General features: G+C 70.0%; 11 protein-coding genes. 3 read left to right on the forward strand and 8 right to left on the reverse strand.

Annotated elements, in window-relative coordinates:
- Positions 1-32: 32 nt before the first annotated feature.
- The 4 genes from AC07N1_RS02630 to AC07N1_RS02645 form a co-directional block, all read right to left on the reverse strand.
- Entirely contained in the window at positions 33-1562 is a 1530-nt protein-coding gene (locus AC07N1_RS02630) for a tryptophan halogenase family protein (protein WP_494670367.1), read from the reverse strand.
- Positions 1559-3067, reverse strand: a complete 1509-nt coding sequence (locus tag AC07N1_RS02635) for a tryptophan 7-halogenase (RefSeq protein WP_494670368.1) — start codon at positions 3065-3067, stop codon at positions 1559-1561. The genes AC07N1_RS02630 and AC07N1_RS02635 overlap by 4 nt, the downstream gene beginning before the upstream one ends.
- On the reverse strand, positions 3064-4596 hold the full coding sequence (locus tag AC07N1_RS02640) for a tryptophan halogenase family protein (protein WP_494670369.1): 1533 nt from the start codon (positions 4594-4596) through the stop codon (positions 3064-3066). The genes AC07N1_RS02635 and AC07N1_RS02640 overlap by 4 nt, the downstream gene beginning before the upstream one ends.
- Positions 4597-4706: 110 nt before the next feature.
- The gene (locus AC07N1_RS02645; RefSeq protein ID WP_494670370.1) at positions 4707-8066 is read right to left on the reverse strand and encodes a TonB-dependent receptor; all 3360 of its coding nucleotides are present in this window, start codon (positions 8064-8066) and stop codon (positions 4707-4709) included.
- Positions 8067-8384: 318 nt separating this feature from the next.
- Here AC07N1_RS02645 and AC07N1_RS02650 point away from each other — a divergent pair, with 318 nt between their 5' ends.
- Positions 8385-9401, forward strand: coding sequence for a cupin-like domain-containing protein (locus tag AC07N1_RS02650; RefSeq protein WP_494670371.1), 1017 nt, complete (start codon positions 8385-8387; stop codon positions 9399-9401).
- Between the two features lie 204 nt (positions 9402-9605).
- Here AC07N1_RS02650 and AC07N1_RS02655 read toward each other — a convergent pair whose 3' ends face one another.
- Positions 9606-10595 carry a cellulase family glycosylhydrolase gene (locus AC07N1_RS02655; RefSeq protein WP_494670372.1) on the reverse strand — a complete coding sequence of 330 codons (990 nt, stop codon included), beginning with the start codon at positions 10593-10595 and terminating at the stop codon, positions 9606-9608.
- Positions 10596-10765: 170 nt separating this feature from the next.
- Here AC07N1_RS02655 and AC07N1_RS02660 point away from each other — a divergent pair, with 170 nt between their 5' ends.
- Both AC07N1_RS02660 and AC07N1_RS02665 read left to right on the forward strand, forming a co-directional pair.
- The gene (locus AC07N1_RS02660; RefSeq protein ID WP_494670373.1) at positions 10766-11977 is read left to right on the forward strand and encodes an ROK family transcriptional regulator; all 1212 of its coding nucleotides are present in this window, start codon (positions 10766-10768) and stop codon (positions 11975-11977) included.
- Positions 11978-11985: 8 nt separating this feature from the next.
- Positions 11986-12294 carry a DUF1244 domain-containing protein gene (locus AC07N1_RS02665; protein WP_494670374.1) on the forward strand — a complete coding sequence of 103 codons (309 nt, stop codon included), beginning with the start codon at positions 11986-11988 and terminating at the stop codon, positions 12292-12294.
- Between the two features lie 157 nt (positions 12295-12451).
- Here the strand turns inward: AC07N1_RS02665 and AC07N1_RS02670 are convergent, their stop codons facing one another.
- From AC07N1_RS02670 to AC07N1_RS02680, 3 genes are read right to left on the reverse strand one after another with little or no spacing between them, the layout of a single operon-like run.
- Entirely contained in the window at positions 12452-13177 is a 726-nt protein-coding gene (locus AC07N1_RS02670; RefSeq protein ID WP_494670375.1) for an SGNH/GDSL hydrolase family protein, read from the reverse strand.
- Complete coding sequence (locus tag AC07N1_RS02675; RefSeq protein ID WP_494670376.1) at positions 13174-16599, reverse strand: glycosyl hydrolase 2 galactose-binding domain-containing protein; 3426 nt, start codon at positions 16597-16599, stop codon at positions 13174-13176. Before AC07N1_RS02675 ends, AC07N1_RS02670 begins: the two co-directional genes overlap by 4 nt.
- A 51-nt stretch (positions 16600-16650) precedes the next feature.
- Positions 16651-18132: a carboxylesterase/lipase family protein gene (locus AC07N1_RS02680; protein ID WP_494670377.1), complete on the reverse strand. Its 1482-nt coding sequence runs from the start codon at positions 18130-18132 to the stop codon at positions 16651-16653.
- Positions 18133-18137 lie beyond the last annotated feature (5 nt).

An 18137-nucleotide genomic window follows, 5' to 3' on the forward strand; every position in this document is an offset into this window, starting at 1 on the left:
AGTCATACCAATCGCAAGGATGGTCCGACCAATCAGGCGGGAACAGCGGCCCTCGCCGCCGCGCCCAGCAGGCCGGCCTTGTCGAGATAGAGGTCGTGCGGCGGCATACCGGCCACGCGCTCGTTGATCGCCGAGCGGATCATGCCGACACGCCGGCGCAGTTCGTCCGACGAGATGGTGTCGGCGACGGCGTGATAGTCCTGCGGGATCAGCCCCTGCCCCGCCAGGATGGCGAACCAGTTGGTCTCCTTGAACAGCTCCTGCTGGCCGACCAGCACCTCGCCGCGGGTGCGGAACACCTCCAGCCGCTGGGTCAGGCTGTCGGGCGGGACCATGGCCTGGCACCAGCGCCAGAACTCGGTGTCGTCGCGCTCGGTGACCTTGTAGTGGGCGATGATGAAGTCGCGGACCTGCTCGTACTCCAGCGACATCTCGCGATTGAACTTGTCGACGACCCAGGGGTCGAAACCGGTCTTGGGGAACAGGGCCAGCAGCTTGGCGATCGCCGCCTGGACCAAGTGGATGCTGGTCGACTCCAGCGGTTCCAGGAAGCCGCTCGACAGGCCGATGGCCAGGACGTTGCCGATCCAGCTCTTGCGGCGGCGGCCGGCGGTGAACTTCAGAACCTTCGCATCGGCCAGCGCCGCGCCGTCCAGGCGCTCGCCCAGCAGGCGCACGGCCTCGTCCTCGGCGATGAAGGCGTCGCTGAACACATAGCCGTTGCCGGTGCGGTGCTGCAGCGGGATCCGCCACTGCCAACCGGCCTCGCGGGCGGTGGCGCGGGTGTAGGGGGTCAGTTCGCCGGCTCGGGCGCAGGGCATGGCGGCGGCGCGGTTGCAGGGCAGCCAGCGGCTCCAGTCGTCATAGCCGGCGCCGAGGGTCTCCTCGATCAGCAGGCCCCGGAAGCCCGAGCAATCGACGAAGAAGTCGCCCTCGATCGTCCGGCCGTCGTCGAGCACCAGGCGCGAGACGTGGCCGCTTTGCCCGTCGCGCTCGACGCCCGAGATCTTGCCCTCGACGCGGACCACGCCCCGGGCCTCGGCGTAGCGGCGCAGGAAGGCCGCGTAGAGCGCCGCGTCGAACTGGAAGGCGTAGTTGATCTTGGGCAGTGTCGCGAGACTCTGCGGCGGCGCGCGCAGGAACCGCCCGGCCTTGGCGGCCAGGGACTCGGCGTTGAACAGGCTGTGGTCGGTCTGGCCGCTCTCGCGCGCCCAGCGCAGCCAGAAGTGCTGGAAGCCGACGCCGTCCATGTCGGCGCCGTAGAGGCCGAACGGGTGGAAGTAGCTGTGGCCGCGGCGGCGCCAGTCGACGAACTCGATGCCCAGCTTGAAGGTGGCGTTGGTCTCGCGGATGAAGACGTCCTCGTCGAGACCCAGCACCTTGTTGAAGAGCAGGATCATCGGGATGGTCGCCTCGCCCACCCCGACGGTGCCGATCTGCTCGGACTCCACCAGGGTGATCGAATAGCGCTGCGTGCCGACGACCTGGGACAGGGCGGCGGCCGTCATCCAGCCGGCGGTGCCGCCGCCGACGACCACGATGTTGCGGACAGCTTGGGTCACGTGAACCTCAGGGGCGCGGGAGCAGCCGGGGCCAGACGCGGCGCGAGGGCCGCGAGCCTGGCCTCCAGCGGGCGCATCTGGCCCACCTCAACAGCGATGCGGCGCAGGATGGTCTGGAAGACCTGGATCTGCTCGGCCTCGGCGACGCCTTCGGCCAGGGGGTCGTGGGCCCGCGGGATCAGGCCGTGGCCGATCATGCAGGCGGCCCAGTTGGCGGCCTGGTAGGCCTCGTCCTCGCGGGCAGGCACGACGCCGCGCGCCGCGAACAGGCGCAGCTTGGCGGCGAGATCGGCTGGAGGTTCGACGGCGCGGACGGCTTCCCACGGCGCGCCGGCGCGTTTGGCCAGGCGGTAGTGCATGGCCTGGAAGTCGCGTAGGCTGGCCGCATGCGCGCGCACGGCGGCGTTGTAGGCGCCCGCCTCCGGCCCGCCGGCGGCGTCGACCGGAAACAGCGTCACCAGGTGCGAGATCGCCGCCTGCAGGCTGTAGAGCGGTCCGGCGTCGGATGGATCGAGCGCGACCGCCGCCTCGCCCACGGCCACGCAGTTGCCGATCCAGGGACGGGTCTGGACGCCGGGCGACAGGGCCAGGGGCTCGCCAGCCCGCCAGCCCAGGGCCGAGACGGTCTCGGCGCGGCGCAGCATGGCCTCGCCGTCGGTCGTGCCGGAGTCGTAGACGGCCAGGCCCGCCGTGCGGTCCAGCAGCGGATAGAGCCCGATCCAGCCGCCGTCGACGGCCTCGATGTGGGCGAAGGCCGGCGCGGGGCTGAGGCGGCGGCCGGCCAGCGGCAGCACGCGGTCGAAGGGCAGCCAGTCCCTCCAGGACTCGAACCCAGCCCCCGGCATCTGGCCGATCAGCGCGCCGTCGCCGGCGTCGATGAACAGGTCGCCGACGACCCGCGTCCCGCCCTCCAGCACCACGGCGGCGATCAGGTCGCCCGTGCGGTCGATCTCGGCGACCGCGCCCTGGTCGACGGCGACGCCGGCCGCCAGGGCGTGCTGGCGCAACAGCGCGGCGTAGGCCGTGGCGTCCACGTGCAGGCCCACGCCGGGAACCGACAGCCGGCCGGGATCGTCGCCCTCGACGATGCGGCCCTGCTTGGCGGCGGCCGCCCCGAGCGAGAAGTCCTCCAGCGCCGCCTGCAGGCCGCGCCGGCGGGCAAGCACCCAGTGGTGGGTGAAGTCGACATAGTCGATCGACTGGCCGTGGGTGTCGTAGGGATGCAGGAAGGCCGTCCCGTCGCCGGCGAAGCCCGCGAACCTCTGGCCCAGCGACGGAACCGCGCCGCAGCGCCGCGCCACTTCAGCCTCAGGCAGGCCCAGCAACTGGTGCAGGTTGCCCAGGGCCGGCACGCCGGCGTGCGACAGGCCGGGCGTCGGCGGCCCGGTCTCGACGACGCGGACGGCCAGGCCGCCGGCCCCGAAGGCGCGGCGCAGGGCCAGGGCGGTGAGCCACGGGGTCGTGCCTCGGCCAACGACGACGACGGTCTTCACCGGCCCGCTCACGCCATCGCCTCCGCGGCGGCGCGGGCGGGGATGGCGCAGTGGCGGTCGATGAACTCGGCGTGGCTGGGCATGGCCGGAACCCGGCGGGCGATGGCCTCGCGCTGGCGCTCCAGCTCGGCCAGGGTCTGGGCCAGGGGCGCGTTGTCGGCCATGGGATCGTAGCCCTGCGGCGTCACCCCCTGCCCCAGCAGCACCGAGATCCAGCTGGGCATGGCGAACAGGCCGTCACGATAGTTGGGCGCGTGACCGCGATGGCGGAACAGCTCCAGCTTCTCGCGCAGGCTGTCGGGGATCGGCATCTCGCGGCACTGCTTCCACAGCGTCCCGTCGGTGCGGGTGTTGGCGTGGTAGTGCAGGATGAGGAAGTCGCGCACCCGGTCGTATTCCATGTCGACCCGGCGGTTGAAGTCCTCGACTAGGGCCGGCTCGATCCGCTTGCCGGGGAAGAGCTTCAAGAGGTTCATGACCGCGATCTGGATCAGGTAGATGCTGGTCGACTCCAGGGGCTCGAGGAAGCCGCTCGACAGGCCGGCGGCCATGACGTTGCGGGTCCAGGAGGCGGTGCGGCGGCCGGCCTTGAACTTGATCGGGCGCGGATCGTCGAGGGCCTCGCCGTCGAGATTGGCCAGCAGGACGGCGGCGGCCTCGTCGTCGCTGATATGGGCGCTGGAATAGACGTAGCCGTTGCCGGTGCGGTGCTGCAGCGGGATCCGCCACTGCCAGCCGGCCTCGCGGGCGGTCGAGCGGGTGAAGGGCGTGAAGCGCCCGGCGCGGGCGCAGGGCACGGCCCAGGCCCGGTCGCAGGGCAGCCAGTGGGTCCAGTCCTCGAACGGGCTGTTCAGGGTCTGGCCGATCAGCAGGCCGCGAAAGCCGGTGCAGTCGACGAAGAAGTCACCCTTGACCACCTCGCCCGAGGCCAGGGTGATCGAGGCGACGTCGCCGCTCGCGCCCTCCAGCGTGACGTCGACCACCTTGCCCTCGGTGCGCTTGAGGCCCCGGCTCTCGGCCACCTTGCGCAGGAACTTCGCATAGAGGCTGGCGTCGAAATGGTAGGCGTAGCTGTAGGTGGAATCGATCGCCTCGGGGTTGGCGTTGGGGAACTCGAAGCGGTCGGCCCGCGAAGCGGCGATGGCGTAGGAGAAGTCCTCGATGTCGAACTCGTGGCCCGCCAGCCGCGCCCGGTTCCACTGGTGGTGGAAGCCCGCGCCGCCGATCGACTGGCCGTGCACGCCGAACGGGTGGTGGTAGTTCGAGCCCTTGAAGCCCCAGTCGAGGAACTCGATGCCCAGCTTGAATGTGCCGTTGGTCGCCCGCAGCATCTCGACCTCGTCGATGCCGACGAAGCGGTTGTAGTCGCGCATGGCGGGGATCGTGGCCTCGCCCACCCCGACGGTGGCGATATCGTCGGACTCGATCAGGCGAACCCGGGCCTGATGCGGCCGCAGGCCGCTGACCAGGGCGGTCGCCACCATCCAGCCGGCGGTGCCGCCGCCGACAATGACGATATCAAGAGGCGTATTGGCTTCCATGACCGACGGACTTCCTCCCCAGGAACCGGGCCTGAAGTTCGCCGTCCCCAGGCCGTTTGTCTCGCAAAATCGAAGGGGCGGACCGATGGCCCGCCCCTCCTTGATCGCCGCTAGTACTTGAAGCGGAAGGTCAGCAGGTAACGCTGGTCCGTGCGGTTCCAGGCGTTGTCCTTCAGCAGGCCGCCGGCGTCGGCGTCGGTGACCTGCTGCTTGAGCACCGACTCGGTGTTCAGCAGGTTGCTGCCCTGCAGGCTGATCTCGAGGTTGTCGGTGGCCCGGTAACGGATCGAGGCGTCGAGATAGCCGGCGTCGTCCTGCCAGATCGGATAGAGCAGGCAGCAGTCCATGGCCGTCAGCAGGTACTTGGAGCGCCAGTTGTAGGCGGCGCGCAGGGCCCAGCGGCCTTTCTCGTACATGCCCACGACGTTGTAGGAGTACTTCGAGAGACCTTCGAGGCTGTCCACCCGGATGGCGCCCGCGGACTGCGAGATGCCGCCGCCGCTGGTGTTGGAGCTGCCGCTGCCCGAGGCGTTGGTCAGGTTCTGGTTCTTGACGCCCTTGTTTTCCAGGTAGGTGAAGTTGGCCTGGACGCCCAGCCCGTCGAAGGGCGCGGGCAGGAAGTCGAAGTAGCGCTGGTAGGCCACTTCCGCACCGCGGATCTTGGCGCCGTCGCCGTTCATCGGGCCACGGGTGAAGACCGAGCGGGTCACGCCGTTGTTGGTGATGTCCTGGTAGAAGCCGCCGTACTGGATGTAGTCGTTGAACTTCTTGTAGAAGAGCGCGACCGTCAGCGAGCCGACCTCGGAGAAATAGTGCTCGAGGCTGATGTCGATCTGGTCGGCCGTCATCGGCTTCAGGTACGGATTGTAGGCGTCGGCCGTGTACTGGACGTTGGCGGCGGTGATGTTGCCGGCCGAGTCCTTGACCCACAGCGGATCGCTGAGGTTGGTCGTGCTCGGCAGGGTGGCGCTGATCTTCAGGTACTTCTTCATGTAGCCGATGTCGGGACGCGACATGGCCCGCGAGATGGCCAGGCGCACCTGCCATTCGTCGTTCAGATCGACCTTCAGGTTGAAGCTCGGCAGCACGTTGTGGTGCTTGGCCTTGGCCGAACCGGTGGTGCCGCCGCCGCTGGCGAAGGCGAAGTCGTTGGCCGAGACGTAGCAGCCCATGGTCCGAGGCAGGTACGGCGTGTTCAGCGGCAGGCCGGTGATCGGATCGGTCGGCGGCGCGTTGGTGGTGCAGGTGCGCGAGGTCAGCGTCGACATGTCGGCGTAGATCGTCGCGCCGTTGCTGGTGTTCTCGGTCTCGACGTAGCGGACGCCGAGGTTGCCGCTGACCGGGAAGCCGAACACCGTGTGGTCGCCGCCGCCGAACTTCAGCATGGCGTAGACGGCCTGGGTTTTCTCTTCGACGTCGGCGATTTCCTCGGGCAGGTAGCAGTTGGTCTCGCCGGCGCGGTAGCAGACCGCGTTCCACTTCGACGAGCCGACGCCGGTGTTGGCGTAGCCGAACGCCTTCTGCAGGGCGGCCAGGTCCTTGACCGTGTCCATGCCGGCGAAGGTCAGCAGGCCGGCGTTCAGGACGTTGCCGTCGAAGATGTTGTTGAAGGAGCGCACGTCGCTGAGGTTGGGCGACCAGCCGCTGAAGGTGGTGTTGGCCGTCGCGGAGTCGCAGTCGCCGTTGACGTTCGTGGCCGGCGAGCTGCGGTCGGCGTTGTACCAGAGGTAGTCGGTGCTGTTGACGCCGCGGTTGTCGCAGCCCCAGGCGTTGGCGATGCCGCCCCAGTTATAGGCGCTCCAGCGGACGGTCTGCTCGCGGTCGGCGTAGCGGGCGCCGACCTTCAGCGTGTTCAGCCAGCCGTCGCCGAGGTCGTAGTTGACGTCGAAGCGAAGGGCCGTCTGCTCGCCTTCGCTGTCCTCGAGGTGGTTGTTGACGTTGTTGAAGCGCCAGGCGTTCGGATTGCCGAGGCCCCCGGCGGCGTAGTTGATGTTGGTGCCCGGCAGGAAGGTCATCTTCGGATGATCGCCGGTGGCGTCGATCTGCAGGTTGCCATAGGCCACCATGCCGACGTCGGCGTCGTAGTTGTGGACGCTGGCGTCGACCTTCTGGACGTCGAAGTTGAAGCGCAGGCGGTCGGTCGCCTCCCACTTCAGATTCAACGACAGGTCCTGGGTGGACTGCTTGTTGTAGTTGTAGCGGGTGTCGGTCGAGATTTCCGCGCCGCGCTGCTCGGCCACGCAGTCGGTCCGGCCGGTCCAGCCGTAGCAGGGATCGATGATCGGCTGGCCGGTCGAAGTCTGGCCGATCAGGTAGCCGGCCCAATCGGGGCTGGCCGAGGTGGTGTTGCCGACCCAGCCCAGCGGCGAGGTCATGATGCCGCTCTCGAAGTTGCCCTCGTCGTCGAAGGTGAACTTGGAGCCGGACGCCGGCAGCAGCCAGCTGCTGGCGTTGCTGATCACCATCCGCGGGTCTTGGGCGTAGAGGCTGAAGGCGCTGCCCTGGACGGAGCGCTCGTTCCAGACGTTCTCGTAGCTCGACTTGTTGTACTGGACGGTGGCCAGGAACTTGCGGTCCTTGTCCTGCCACTGGCCGGCCGCCGAGATGCCGTTGCGGGTGCGGTCGAACTCGGTGTGGGCCAGGCGGTACCACGACGGGATGTACTTCTTGCCCGCGCCGTAGGCGGCGGTGTCCTGGAAGACCCCCATGCGGCCGTACTGGGCGCTTTCGGAGATCGTGTTCAGCTCGGAGTGCGAGCCGTTCACCATCAGGCCGAACTCGCCGATCTCGGTCTCCCAGCGGTTGCTGTAGATGCCCGAGATTTCCGGCGTCAGCTGCTCGGACAGGGTGCCGTAGTTCAGCGAGGTGGTGAGGCCGATCGTGCGGCCAGCGCTGTCAAAAGGCAGACGCGTACGCAGATTGATGCTGCCGGCGATGCCGCCTTCGATCAGTTCGGCCGTCTGGTTCTTGTAGGTGTCGACCCCGCCCATCAGTTCGGGCGAGACGTCGCCCCAGGACAGGCCGCGCGAGGAGTTGGCGCTGAAGGTGTCGCGGCCGTTGAACTCCGAACGCACCTGCGACAGGCCGCGGACGATGACGCCCGAGGGCTCGGCCGAGAAGTGGGTGGTGTCGCTGGTCGAGGCGTAGCGGTTGACGGTGATGCCGGGCACGCGCTGCAGCGCTTCGGCGACCGACTTGTCGGGGAACGCGCCGATGTCGTTGGCGGTGATGGAGTCGACGATCGTGTCGGCGTCGCGCTTGATCTGCTGGGCCGACTTCAGCGCCGCGCGCTGGCCGGTGACGATGACGACGTCGACAGCGTTGTCTTCGACGGCGTCGGAAGGCGATGCCTGGGATGCGGCCGGAGCGGTCGACACCGTTTCCTGCGCCAAGGCCGGCGCCGCGCTCAGCAGCACCGCGACCGAAGCGCCGCCCATCCATCCGGCCATGCGGATTCGCGTAGTTCTCATAGCTCGTCCCCTCCCAGGTCGCGCGTGGGCGCGTCCCCTCAAGTTTCCAAGACTTTCGCCTTGGCAATGACGGCGTTCGCCGCCGATGTGTGGGAAGCCTTGGCCAAGCGAACTCGGCGTCGCGCTTCCTCCCGTCGCGCCCGTCTCAACGCGGGCGCTTATCGTTTCATAACCGCAGCAAATGTCCGCGCGCCAGCATTTTATAAAATTATTTTGTTTAATCGGCGAGCCTTGCCAACCGCTGTTGCCTGACAGACACATTCCGCGTTCCGTACGCCCCGCCGAAGGGTGACGACCTTCGAGGGGGGGGCTTCGCCAGTGAAACAGATCCGCGAATCGGACGCGGCGTCTCCGGAGGCGCTCGCCGCCCTGACGGCCGCCGCCGAACCGGTCGTCATCCGGGGCCTGGCCTCGCATTGGCCGGTGGTCGAGGCCGGCCGCCGGGGCCATGCGGCCCTGTTCGACTACCTGTCGCGCTTCGACGCCGGCCAGTCGGTGGGCACGGTCTTCGCCCCCGCCGAGGCGGGCGGCCGGCTGTTCTACGGCGACGACCTGTTCAACATGAACTTCCGCAGCGGCCGGGCGCGGCTGGGCAAGACCTTCGCGTTCCTGGCCCAGTACGCCGCCAGCGGCGAGCAGGACGCCCTGGCCGCCCAGTCGGCGCCGGCCTGGAACGCCCTGCCCGGCTTCGCCGAGGCCAATCCCCTGCCCCTGCTCGGCCCCGAGATCGAACCGCGGGTGTGGATCGGCAACCGGGTCATCGTCGCGGCCCACAACGACCCGTACGAGAACATCGCCTGCGTGGTCGCCGGCCGCCGCCGCTTCACCCTGTTCCCGCCCGACCAGGTCGAGAACCTCTATATCGGCCCGTTCGAGCGCACCCCGGCCGGGGCGACCATCAGCCTGGTGGAGTTCGAGAACCCGGACCTGGAGCGCTTCCCCCGCTTCGCCAAGGCGCTGGAGGCGGCCCAGACCGTCGAACTGGAGGCCGGCGACGCCATCTACGTGCCGTACCTGTGGTGGCACCACGTGCGCTCGCTAGACCCGGTCAACATGCTGGTGAACTACTGGTGGCCCGCGCACAACCAAGGCCGGGGCGCGCCGCGCGACGCCTTCATGCACGCCATGCTGACCCTGCGCGGCCTGCCCCCGGCCCACCGCCAGGCCTGGAAGGCGATGTTCGACCACTACGTCTTCCGCACCGACGGCGACGCCGCCGACCACCTGCCGGTCGAAGCCCGCGGCATACTGGGCGACCTCGACGAGACCGCCGGCCGCGAGCTGCTGACCATCCTGTCGCGCGTACTGGCGGAGTCGGCGGGGAAGAAGGGCTAGCCAAGCTCCCCTGCAATTCTTCAGGTCGTCATCCCGGCCGCAGCGTAGCGGAGAGCCGGGACCCAGGGGCGACCGCAGTGCAGCGGCCACCGCCGGGCGGAGAACTCGGGCGCGGCGCCCAGTCCCCTGGGTCCCGGCTCTGCGGCCCGCTACGCGGCCCTTCGGCCGGGATGACGATGATTTTCAGATTGGAGACCGCGCCCCCTAGCGGCAGCCCTTGAACACCCGCGACCTGCGCGCCGTCTCGCCCACCCCGCCCGGACCGTGGAAGAACCGCTCGCCCCAGGGCGTCAGCCGGCGGCCGTCGAAGCGCTCGACCAGATCAAGGTCGGCGACCTCGGGGGCGTTGCCCGACCAGGACCAGGCCAGGTAGCCGACGCCCATCGCGTTCGACAGGCGGAAGATCGCCTCGTCGTCGACCGGCTCGCCCCGGTGGTCGGGTCCGAACTCGCCGACGATCAGCGGCAGGCGCGCCTCGGCGAAGGCCTGGAGATAGGCCCGCACGGTCTCCTCGGTCCCGTAGGCCTCATACATGTGGATGTCGAAGACGAGGGCCTTCAGCGGATCGGCGGCGAAGAGCTCGGCGGCCTTGTCGCGCATGGTTCCGGAGCGGTCCTGGCCGTAGTCGTGGGCGTCGATCACCAGCACGTGGCGCAGGCCCGCCGCGCGCAGGGCGATCACCGCCGTGCGGTGGGCCTCCAGCCACTGGACCCCGGTGGTGGTTCCGGCCGTCGGCTCGTTGCCGATATTGACCAGGACATAGTCCTCCTGGCCGCGCAGCACGGGAGCCAGGCTGGTCCAGTAGGCCACGGCCGAGCCGATGTGGGCGGCCTTCGGCTCCAGGCCATAGCCGGTGGTGTCGTGGACTTCGAGGATGACGACCTGGCCGGCGCGGCGGGCCTTGGCGATGATCCGGCGGACGGTCGAAGGCGAGGTCCGTCGCCAGCGCGTGCCGTCGCTCAGCACCACCCGCACGGTGTTGGAACCCAAGGCCGCAGACTCGCGGACCGCCTTGCCCGTGGCCCTGGGTCGCCAAGCATGGGGAAGATTGACGCCGCGCGCCGTGAAGACGTCGCCGCAGGCGTCGACCAGCTTGCCGTCGCGCACGGAAAAGCCGGCCAGGGCCGGGCTCGCCGCCATGATCGAGGCCACGGCCGCCACGGCGCCCGCCCATCGCGAGATCCTCGCCCTCACCCGATCGTCTCCCCCAATTGATCGGGCTGGACCGTGACGATGGCGCATCGGCGGCGCAAGGGATAAAAGAAAGGGACTTTGCTTATTGCCGCCACCCACCTCCCTCGGTGTCGTCCAGTCGACCAAGTCGGTTTCGTCATTCGCCCCGCAGGTGCTAAGCCAGACCGCATATGAGCCAGTCGCCCAAAAGCCCCGCCCGCAAGACCTCGCAAGCCGGCCCCAGCCTGTCGGGTACGAACCTGGAGCGCGCCGGCGACTACAATCAGCGCGTCACCCTGCAGTCGATCCGCATCGGCGGGGCCAAGACCAAGCCCGAGATCGCCGCCCTGACCGGGCTGACGGTGCCGGCCATCACCAACATCACCAAGCGCCTGCTCGACGACGGCCTGATCCTGGAAGCCGGCAAGCTACACGGCGGCCGGGGCCAGCCGGCCATGACCCTGGCGGTCAATCCGGACGGCTGCTTCTCGATCGGCCTCAACATCGACCGCGACCACGTCACCATCCTGCTGCTGGACTTCGCCGGCCAGGTGCGGGCGCGCTCGACCTGGGAAGTGGCCTTCGCCGGCCCGGACGCCGTGGTCGAGTTCTTCGAGACCAACTGGAACGCCTTCCTCGAGACCGAGGGCGTGCAGGCCGAGCGGATCATCGGCGTGGGCGTGGCCATGCCCGACGACATGGCTCGCGTTGACCTGCCCCACCGCCCCGCCGACTATGGGGCCTGGAACAGCACCGACGTGCGCGAGCTGCTGTCGCGCCGCCACGACCTGCCGGTCACCGTCGAGAACGATGCGGCCGCCGCGGCCCTGGGCGAGCTGCATTTCGGCCACGGCCTGAACGCGCCGAGCTTCTTCTACGTGCTGGTGACCTCGGGCCTGGGCGGGGGCCTCGTGGTCGAGGGCGAGTATTTCCGTGGCGCCCAGGGACGCAGCGGCGAGCTGGGCTTCCTGCCGGTGACTTCGCCGCGCATCGACGTGGCCACCCTGCAGGAGGCGGTGTCGCTGTCGGCCCTGGCCCAGTTCCTAGAGAACAACGGCTTCGCCATCGCCGCCCCGGGCGAGCTGGAGGCCCTGCCGGCCGACGGCCAGGCGATGATCGAGGCCTGGATCGACTTGGCCGCCGACCTGCTGACCGGACCGATGGTCGCCGTAAGCTGCCTGATCAACCCGCAGGCCGTCTATGTGGGCGGCCGCCTGCCCGAGACACTGGTCGATCGTCTGGCCGAGGCCCTGAACGCCAAGCTGGCCGCCGTGCCCGGCGTACCGTCGCTGGCCCCGGTGCAGCGCGCGGCCCTGGCGGCCGACGCCCCGGCCATGGGCGCGGCCATCCTGCCGATCATCGAGCGCCTGCTGCCCTCGCGCGCGGCCCTGCAAAAGACCTGAGAGCACCGATGTCCGTAGAGATCGACGACCGCCTCGCCGCCGCCGCCTTCCGCCGGCTGGTCGAACACCTGCGCCTGCGCACCGACGCCCAGAACGTCGACCTGATGGGCCTGGCCGGCTTCTGCCGCAACTGCCTGGCCGACTGGGTGCACGAGGCCTCGGAAGGGTCGCTCGACAAGGAGCAGGCCCGCGAGGCGATCTACGGCATGCCGCAGTCCGAGTGGAAGGCCAGGCATCAGGCGCCGGCCTCTCCCGAGCAGTTGGCGCGCATGGAGGCCAGCGTGGCGCTGAACAAGCAGCTGCGGGGCGAGGGCTAGGGTTCTCTTCACTCTCGGTCCCCTGCTCCGATTTCCCCCGCGAAGGCGGGGGCCCAAGCCGAGTCCAGGGTCATGCGCCGCGTTCGGCCGGCTACCGCAGCTTGGATCCCCGCCTTCGCGGGGATGCTCGGATTATTTAAGCGACGCTCCTAGCGATCTAGCCCCCCAGGGCCGCCTTCACCGCCGCCAGGGCCACCGGCTCCATCACCGCGTAACCGTCCTGCGTGGGGTGCACCTGGTCGTAGGCCAGGCCGGGCTTCATGCCCGCGCGACCGTCGTCCATCACCGCCGTGTAGTCGGCGAACACGCAGCCCTGCTCGGCGGCGAAGGCGCGGATCCAGGCGTTGAGGCGCGGGATCTCGGCGTCGGGATGCAGGGCCGGCTTCCAGGGATAGGTCGCGGCCGGAGTGATCGAGCCCAGGATCACCCGGATCCCCGCCGCCTTGGCCAAGACGACCATGGCCGAGAGATTGTTCCTCGTCGCCGCCGGATCGAAGGGACCGGTGTTGCCGGCGATGTCGTTGGTTCCGGCCAGGATGTGCACGGCGGCGGGCTTCAGCGCCACGACATCGGGGGTGAAGCGCAGCAGCATCTGCGGCGTCGTCTGGCCGCCGATGCCGCGACCGACGAAGCCGTTGGCCTCGAAGAAGCCGGGCCGCGCGTCCTTCCAGCCCTGGGTGATCGAGTCGCCGATGAACACGCAGCGCCGTCGCTCGGGCGGCAGGGCGGCGTCGGCGGCATTGGCGTCGCGGTAACGGGCCAGCCACGGCCAGTCGGTGCGGAGGCGGACCTCCTCCTCGCTCGGCGGCGTCTGGGCCAGGGCGACGCCAGGCAGGGCGAAACCGGCCAAGAGGCCCGCGGACAGCATCTGGCGGCGGTTCATCGGACGGTTTCCACGCGGGGCTTCACGTTCCAGCCGCGCAGTGCGACCTTGACCCCCTTGGCCGAGCCCGCCGGGAAGCGGATCTCGACCGTGCGGCTCTCGCCCGGCAGCAGCGAGACGTAATTGTCGGAATAGTAGGCCGGCAGGATGCGGTTTCCCTTGGCGTCCACGAGGGTCAGCTTGGCGTTCAGGGCCGGGGCCGAGCCGGCGTTGGCCAGCGCGACCGTCACGACGCTCTCCCCGTTCGCGGCCTTGCCGGACCGGGCCGCCAGGGTCACCGGCTGGGCCGGCATGTCGGCCAGGCGGCGCTCGCCGACGTCGTCCCGGCCGATCCAGTAGAGGTTGCGCGACAGCACGGCGCCGTCGGCGGCCGTCAGGTCGAGGCGGACCACGGCCGCCTCTCCGGCCTTGAGGCCAAGGTCGAGCGTCCGGCCAGGCGTCACGGCGTTTGCGGCGGCGTCGACCGCGTCGGTCCGGTCGGACAGCACCTTGCCCGACAGGTCGAGCACCCGGGTTCGCAGGCTGGCGCCCGCCACCGGCGCGGTCGTGTTGTTGACCACCGCCAGGGCGTGGTCGGCCAGGCTCATCTGGGCGTGGACGCGCTCCGAAGCCGCCTTGGTTCCATAGAAGGCGCCGTGGGTGTCGTAGTCGTGGCTGAGGATCTGCCACATCGTGCTGGGCCAGGCCGGCTGGGTCATCCACAGCAGGCGGCCCGAAGACTTGGTCCACAGCTCCTGGTTCATGCCCTCGAACATCGCCCGGTGGGTCTCGTAGTTCATCAGCTGGGCCTTGCGCTCGAAGTCCTCGAGGCTGGTCGGCGCGCCGAGCTTGCGGGCCATGGCGTCGGTGAAGGTCCTGGTCGCGCCGTTACCGGTGGGGTGCCAGTCGTGATAGGCCCACGTGTCGCTTATCGGCCAGCGATCGGGCGCGGGCACGGCGGCCTGGAAGGCTTCCAGTGTCGGGAACGACGGCGTGCCGACCTCCACCGAGAAGCCCTTGGCGTGGTCGCTGAAATAGGTCTCGGGCTCCCGGTAGTTGTAGGGGCCGCTGTTCTGCAGGTTCACGCGGTTGGAGCTGCCGGTGTACCAGCGCGTGCCGTCCAGATCGTGGACCAGCGCCTCCAGCCCCTCGTTGAGGATCGGCTGCGGCACGCCCTCGTTGCGGCCGAACCACAGGGCGATCGAGGGGTGGTTGCGGTAGCGCGCGATGACGTCGGCGGCGTTCCTGAGGAACAGCGGCACGTCCTGCGGTTCGAGCTGGTAGTCCTGGGTCGAGGCCCAGAAGTCGTTGAGCACCAGCAGGCCGTACTCGTCGGCCAGGTCGTAGAACGGCTCCTCGGTGTTCTGGCCCACCCAGTTGCGGATCGTGTTGAGGCCCGCCTCCTTGTGCAGGCGGAAATAGGGTTCGAGGCGCTCGCGCTCGATCCGCTTGCGCCAGTCGTCCGTGCCCCAGTTGCCGCCGCGCGCGGCAATCTTCACGCCGTTGACCTTGAGCACGAGGTACGGCGCGAGACCGGTCTCGGGCACGTCCTTGACGGCTTCGGAGGCGTCGCCCTGGGCGGTCAGCGAAGTCGCCCAGCCGTCGACCACCTTGCGGATGCCCTCGTGGGAGCCGTCGGTGACGTCCTGACCCAGCTGCCGGGCCTTGCTGAAGTCGACCTCGACGCGACGCAGGTGGCCGGACGGGTTCATCAGGGAGAGTTCGTAGGTGATCTGGCGGATACCGAACCGCAGGCGCTTCTCGTCGGAGAGCTGGCCGTCGATCGTGGCGGTCAGGACAAGGTCGTGCAGCGCCTGGTCGCCATAGCCGTTGGGCCACCAGAGCTTGGGGTTGGCGACCGCCAGCTGCGGGAACTCGGCGGGCGTCAGGCGGACGGTGGAGGCGCCGGGGGCGACGGTCACCGTCTTGCTGACGCGGACGCCGTCGAAGGCCGCCGTGACCGTGGCCTGGACGGGGTGGTCGGAAAGGTTGTCGACCGGCGCGACGATCTCGATCTCGGCGAGGCTGTTGTCGGCTTTGGGCAGCATCGTGACCACCTGCGGATCGCCCAGGCGCGCGTCGCCGGAGGCTTCCAGCACCACGTCCTGCCAGAGGCCGGTGTTGCGGTCGCGGACGCTGGGGATCCAGTCCCAGCCCTCGCTGGCGACGAAGGTCGGGCCGTCCAGGGCCATCATGCCGCCGTTCTCGCCGACCCCGGCGGTCAGGGATTCCTCGTGCGCCAAGCCCGGATGGGTCGGCGGCGAGACCTTGACGGCCAGCACGTTTCCGGTCGGCTTCAGCTTGCCGGCCACGTCGAAGCGGCCGCGCACGAAGGCCCCCTTCATGTCGCCCAGCTTTTCGCCGTTGAGCCACACCTCGGCGGCGTAGTTGACGCCCTTGAAGGTCAGGCGCGGACGCTTGCCGGCGACGGCGGCCGGCGCGTCGAAGCTGGTGCGGTACCAGTAGGCCTGCTTGTTGAGGCTTTCCGGGATGGCGGTGTTGTTGAGGCCGTAGTCGGGGTCGGGATAGACGCCGCGATCGACCAGGGTGGTCAGCACCGTGCCGGGCACGGTGGCGGCGTACCAGGCCTTGGCGTCGAAGCCGGGCGATGTGATCGCCTCGCCGCCTTCGGCGACCTTGGGCGCCTCGACCAGGCTCCAGCGCTTCAGGGTCCAGGCGCCGGGGCCGGCCTCGACCAAGGCCGGGCCGGCATAGGCGGGCTTGGCGACCGGGGCCGAGATCGCGCCCTTGCCCTGGGGCCGGGTCCACGCCTCCTGCGGGCTGACCTGGCCATACATCTGGCGCACCTGGACGGGCCAGGTCGGGCTACCGGTCTCGAACACGGTCAGCGGGTCGGGCCTGGCGGCGGCCAGGGCCTTGACCTCATCGGCCGACAGGGCGCGGGCCTCGGCGCGGAAGCCCGCCACCTGGCCGGCGAAGGGCGCGAAGCCGGGCGCCTTGCGCGGCGCCAGGGCGACGACGGCGGGCGTGGCGGCGGCCGGCGCCGTCCCCTGCCCTGCCGGCTTGCCGTCGACATAGAGCGTGACCTTGGCGCCGTCCGAGACGGCGGCGACGAAGCGCCAGTCGCCGGGCCTGGGCGCCTCGCCGCCCCGGGTCTGGGTTCCGGCGGCGACGGCGGCGAAGCCGTCCGGACCGACCGCGAGGAAGCGGCCGCTGGCGGGATCGCCGATCCCGGCCGCGAGGGCTGGAGCGACCGGCGGTTCGGAAACCTTGACCCAGGCCGACAGCGACCACGGCGCGCCGGCCGGCAGGGCCTGGCCTTCGCTCGCGCCCGCCAGCGGACGCGACAGTCCGTCGCCCCCGGCCGGGAACTCGGCGTTATAGGGTCCCCAAGATTGGGCCAGCGCGGCGGAGGCCATCAGGGCCAGGGCGCAGCCGGCCAAAAGACCGTGCCTAAAGGCGGACTTCGAGCGGGTCGTCATTTCCGTTTCCTCCTCCGCGCGCGGCTTGGTCGCCGCTTGTTGCTGGGTGTTCTAGGGCCGGGTCAGGAACCGGCAGGCCGGCTCGCCGCTCTGCTCGGCCCTCGGCCCATCCGGGGCGAAGACCAGGCGGCGGCCAGCGCCGTCCTCGGCCGGCCAGAGCGGCAGGCCGGCGGTGTTGGGATCGCCGGTGCGGGCGAAGGCGGCCCAGTAAGCCTGGATCGGCGGCCGGCCCTCGACGGGCCGGTCGAAGACGAAGGCCAGTTCCGAACCGTGGCGCACCTGCGCCTCGCCGGGCGAAGGCGTCGCCAGCTCATAGCGCCAGACCTTGCCGCCCGATTTCGCGCGCAAGGCGGCGACCGCGGCGGCCGGGCAGCGGAACATGCGGTCGGTGGCCAATTGCAGCACGGCGTCGCCGCGCAGCGGATCGACAGCAGGCGGCGGGCCGCGATCGAGACCATAGAGCGCCAGCACCTGCCGCGCCCGCGCGCCGAAAGTGGCCGCCACCCAGGCCCTTGCCCGCTTCGGATCACCGCCGAACAGGGCGATCTCGCGGGCGCTGGAGCCGACGATCATCGGCTTGACGGCCGGGTCGGACAACAGCGTTTCCGGGGACTTGGGCAGTACAGCGCCGTCGACCACCGCCTGGGTCCAGATGAAGCCCTGGTCGTCGATCGGGGCCTTCAGGTGCTCGGCGGCCTTCAGCAGGTCGGGACCGGAAACCCGGCGCAGCTCGGCCAGCGACCGCGCGCCGACGTTCTTGGCCAGCCGACGGCCGATCGCCTCGTTCTCTTTCAGGCTGCGCGGCGCAAAGCCGAAGCCCGGCAGGCCGCTCTGCAGGATCCCGCGCGCGAACAGGCCCCGGGCCTGCGGCGACAGCATGACGAGGCCGACGTCCTGGCCGCCGGCCGAGTGGCCGAACAGGGTGACGTTGTCCGGGTCGCCGCCGAACGCGCCGGCGTTGTCGTGCACCCAGCGCAGGGCCGCGATCAGGTCCATCAGGGCATAGTTGCCCGAGGCCCCGCCCTGCTCGCGGGTCAGGCCCGGATGCGACAGGAAGCCGAAGACGCCCAGGCGGTACTGCACGCTGACCAGGATGACGCCCTGATCGACCAGGGCGGACTCCACCGTGCCCGCGCCGGAGCCGGCGTGGTTGGCCCCGCCGTGCACCCAGACCATCACCGGCAGGCGCGCCCCAGGGGCGTGCTTGGGAACTCGGATATCGAGATAAAGGCAGTCCTCGCTGGCGCGCGCGGTGTCGGCGGCGTTCCAGCCGCGCGAGGTCTGCAGGCAGGCGGGACCGGACTTCAGGGCCGGACGCTCGCCGGTCCAGGCCGGGAGCGGGCTAGGCGCCTTCCAGCGCAGATCGCCGACCGGCGGGCTGGCGAAGGGAACGCCGAGGAAGGCCGTGCTTGCGTCCGCCCGCTGCTCGCCGACCAGGACGCCGGCCTTGGTCGCGACCCGCGCCGGCTCGGCGGCCGCTTGGGTTGCCAGCGCTGTCAGGAGCGCCGCGAAAAGGAGGCGGGGCGTCCGCATCGGGC

The organism is Caulobacter sp. GW821-FHT09B11, assembly GCF_059418205.1.

What these genes read in the sequence shown, in the direction of transcription:
- AC07N1_RS02640 (WP_494670369.1), bottom strand. Translation starts at nt 4,596, where the DNA reads ATGGAAGCCAATACGCCTCTTGATATCGTCATTGTCGGCGGCGGCACC.
- AC07N1_RS02645 (WP_494670370.1), bottom strand. Translation starts at nt 8,066, where the DNA reads ATGAGAACTACGCGAATCCGCATGGCCGGATGGATGGGCGGCGCTTCG.
- AC07N1_RS02660 (WP_494670373.1), top strand. Translation starts at nt 10,766, where the DNA reads ATGAGCCAGTCGCCCAAAAGCCCCGCCCGCAAGACCTCGCAAGCCGGC.
- AC07N1_RS02665 (WP_494670374.1), top strand. Translation starts at nt 11,986, where the DNA reads ATGTCCGTAGAGATCGACGACCGCCTCGCCGCCGCCGCCTTCCGCCGG.
- AC07N1_RS02670 (WP_494670375.1), bottom strand. Translation starts at nt 13,177, where the DNA reads ATGAACCGCCGCCAGATGCTGTCCGCGGGCCTCTTGGCCGGTTTCGCC.
- AC07N1_RS02675 (WP_494670376.1), bottom strand. Translation starts at nt 16,599, where the DNA reads ATGACGACCCGCTCGAAGTCCGCCTTTAGGCACGGTCTTTTGGCCGGC.
- AC07N1_RS02680 (WP_494670377.1), bottom strand. Translation starts at nt 18,132, where the DNA reads ATGCGGACGCCCCGCCTCCTTTTCGCGGCGCTCCTGACAGCGCTGGCA.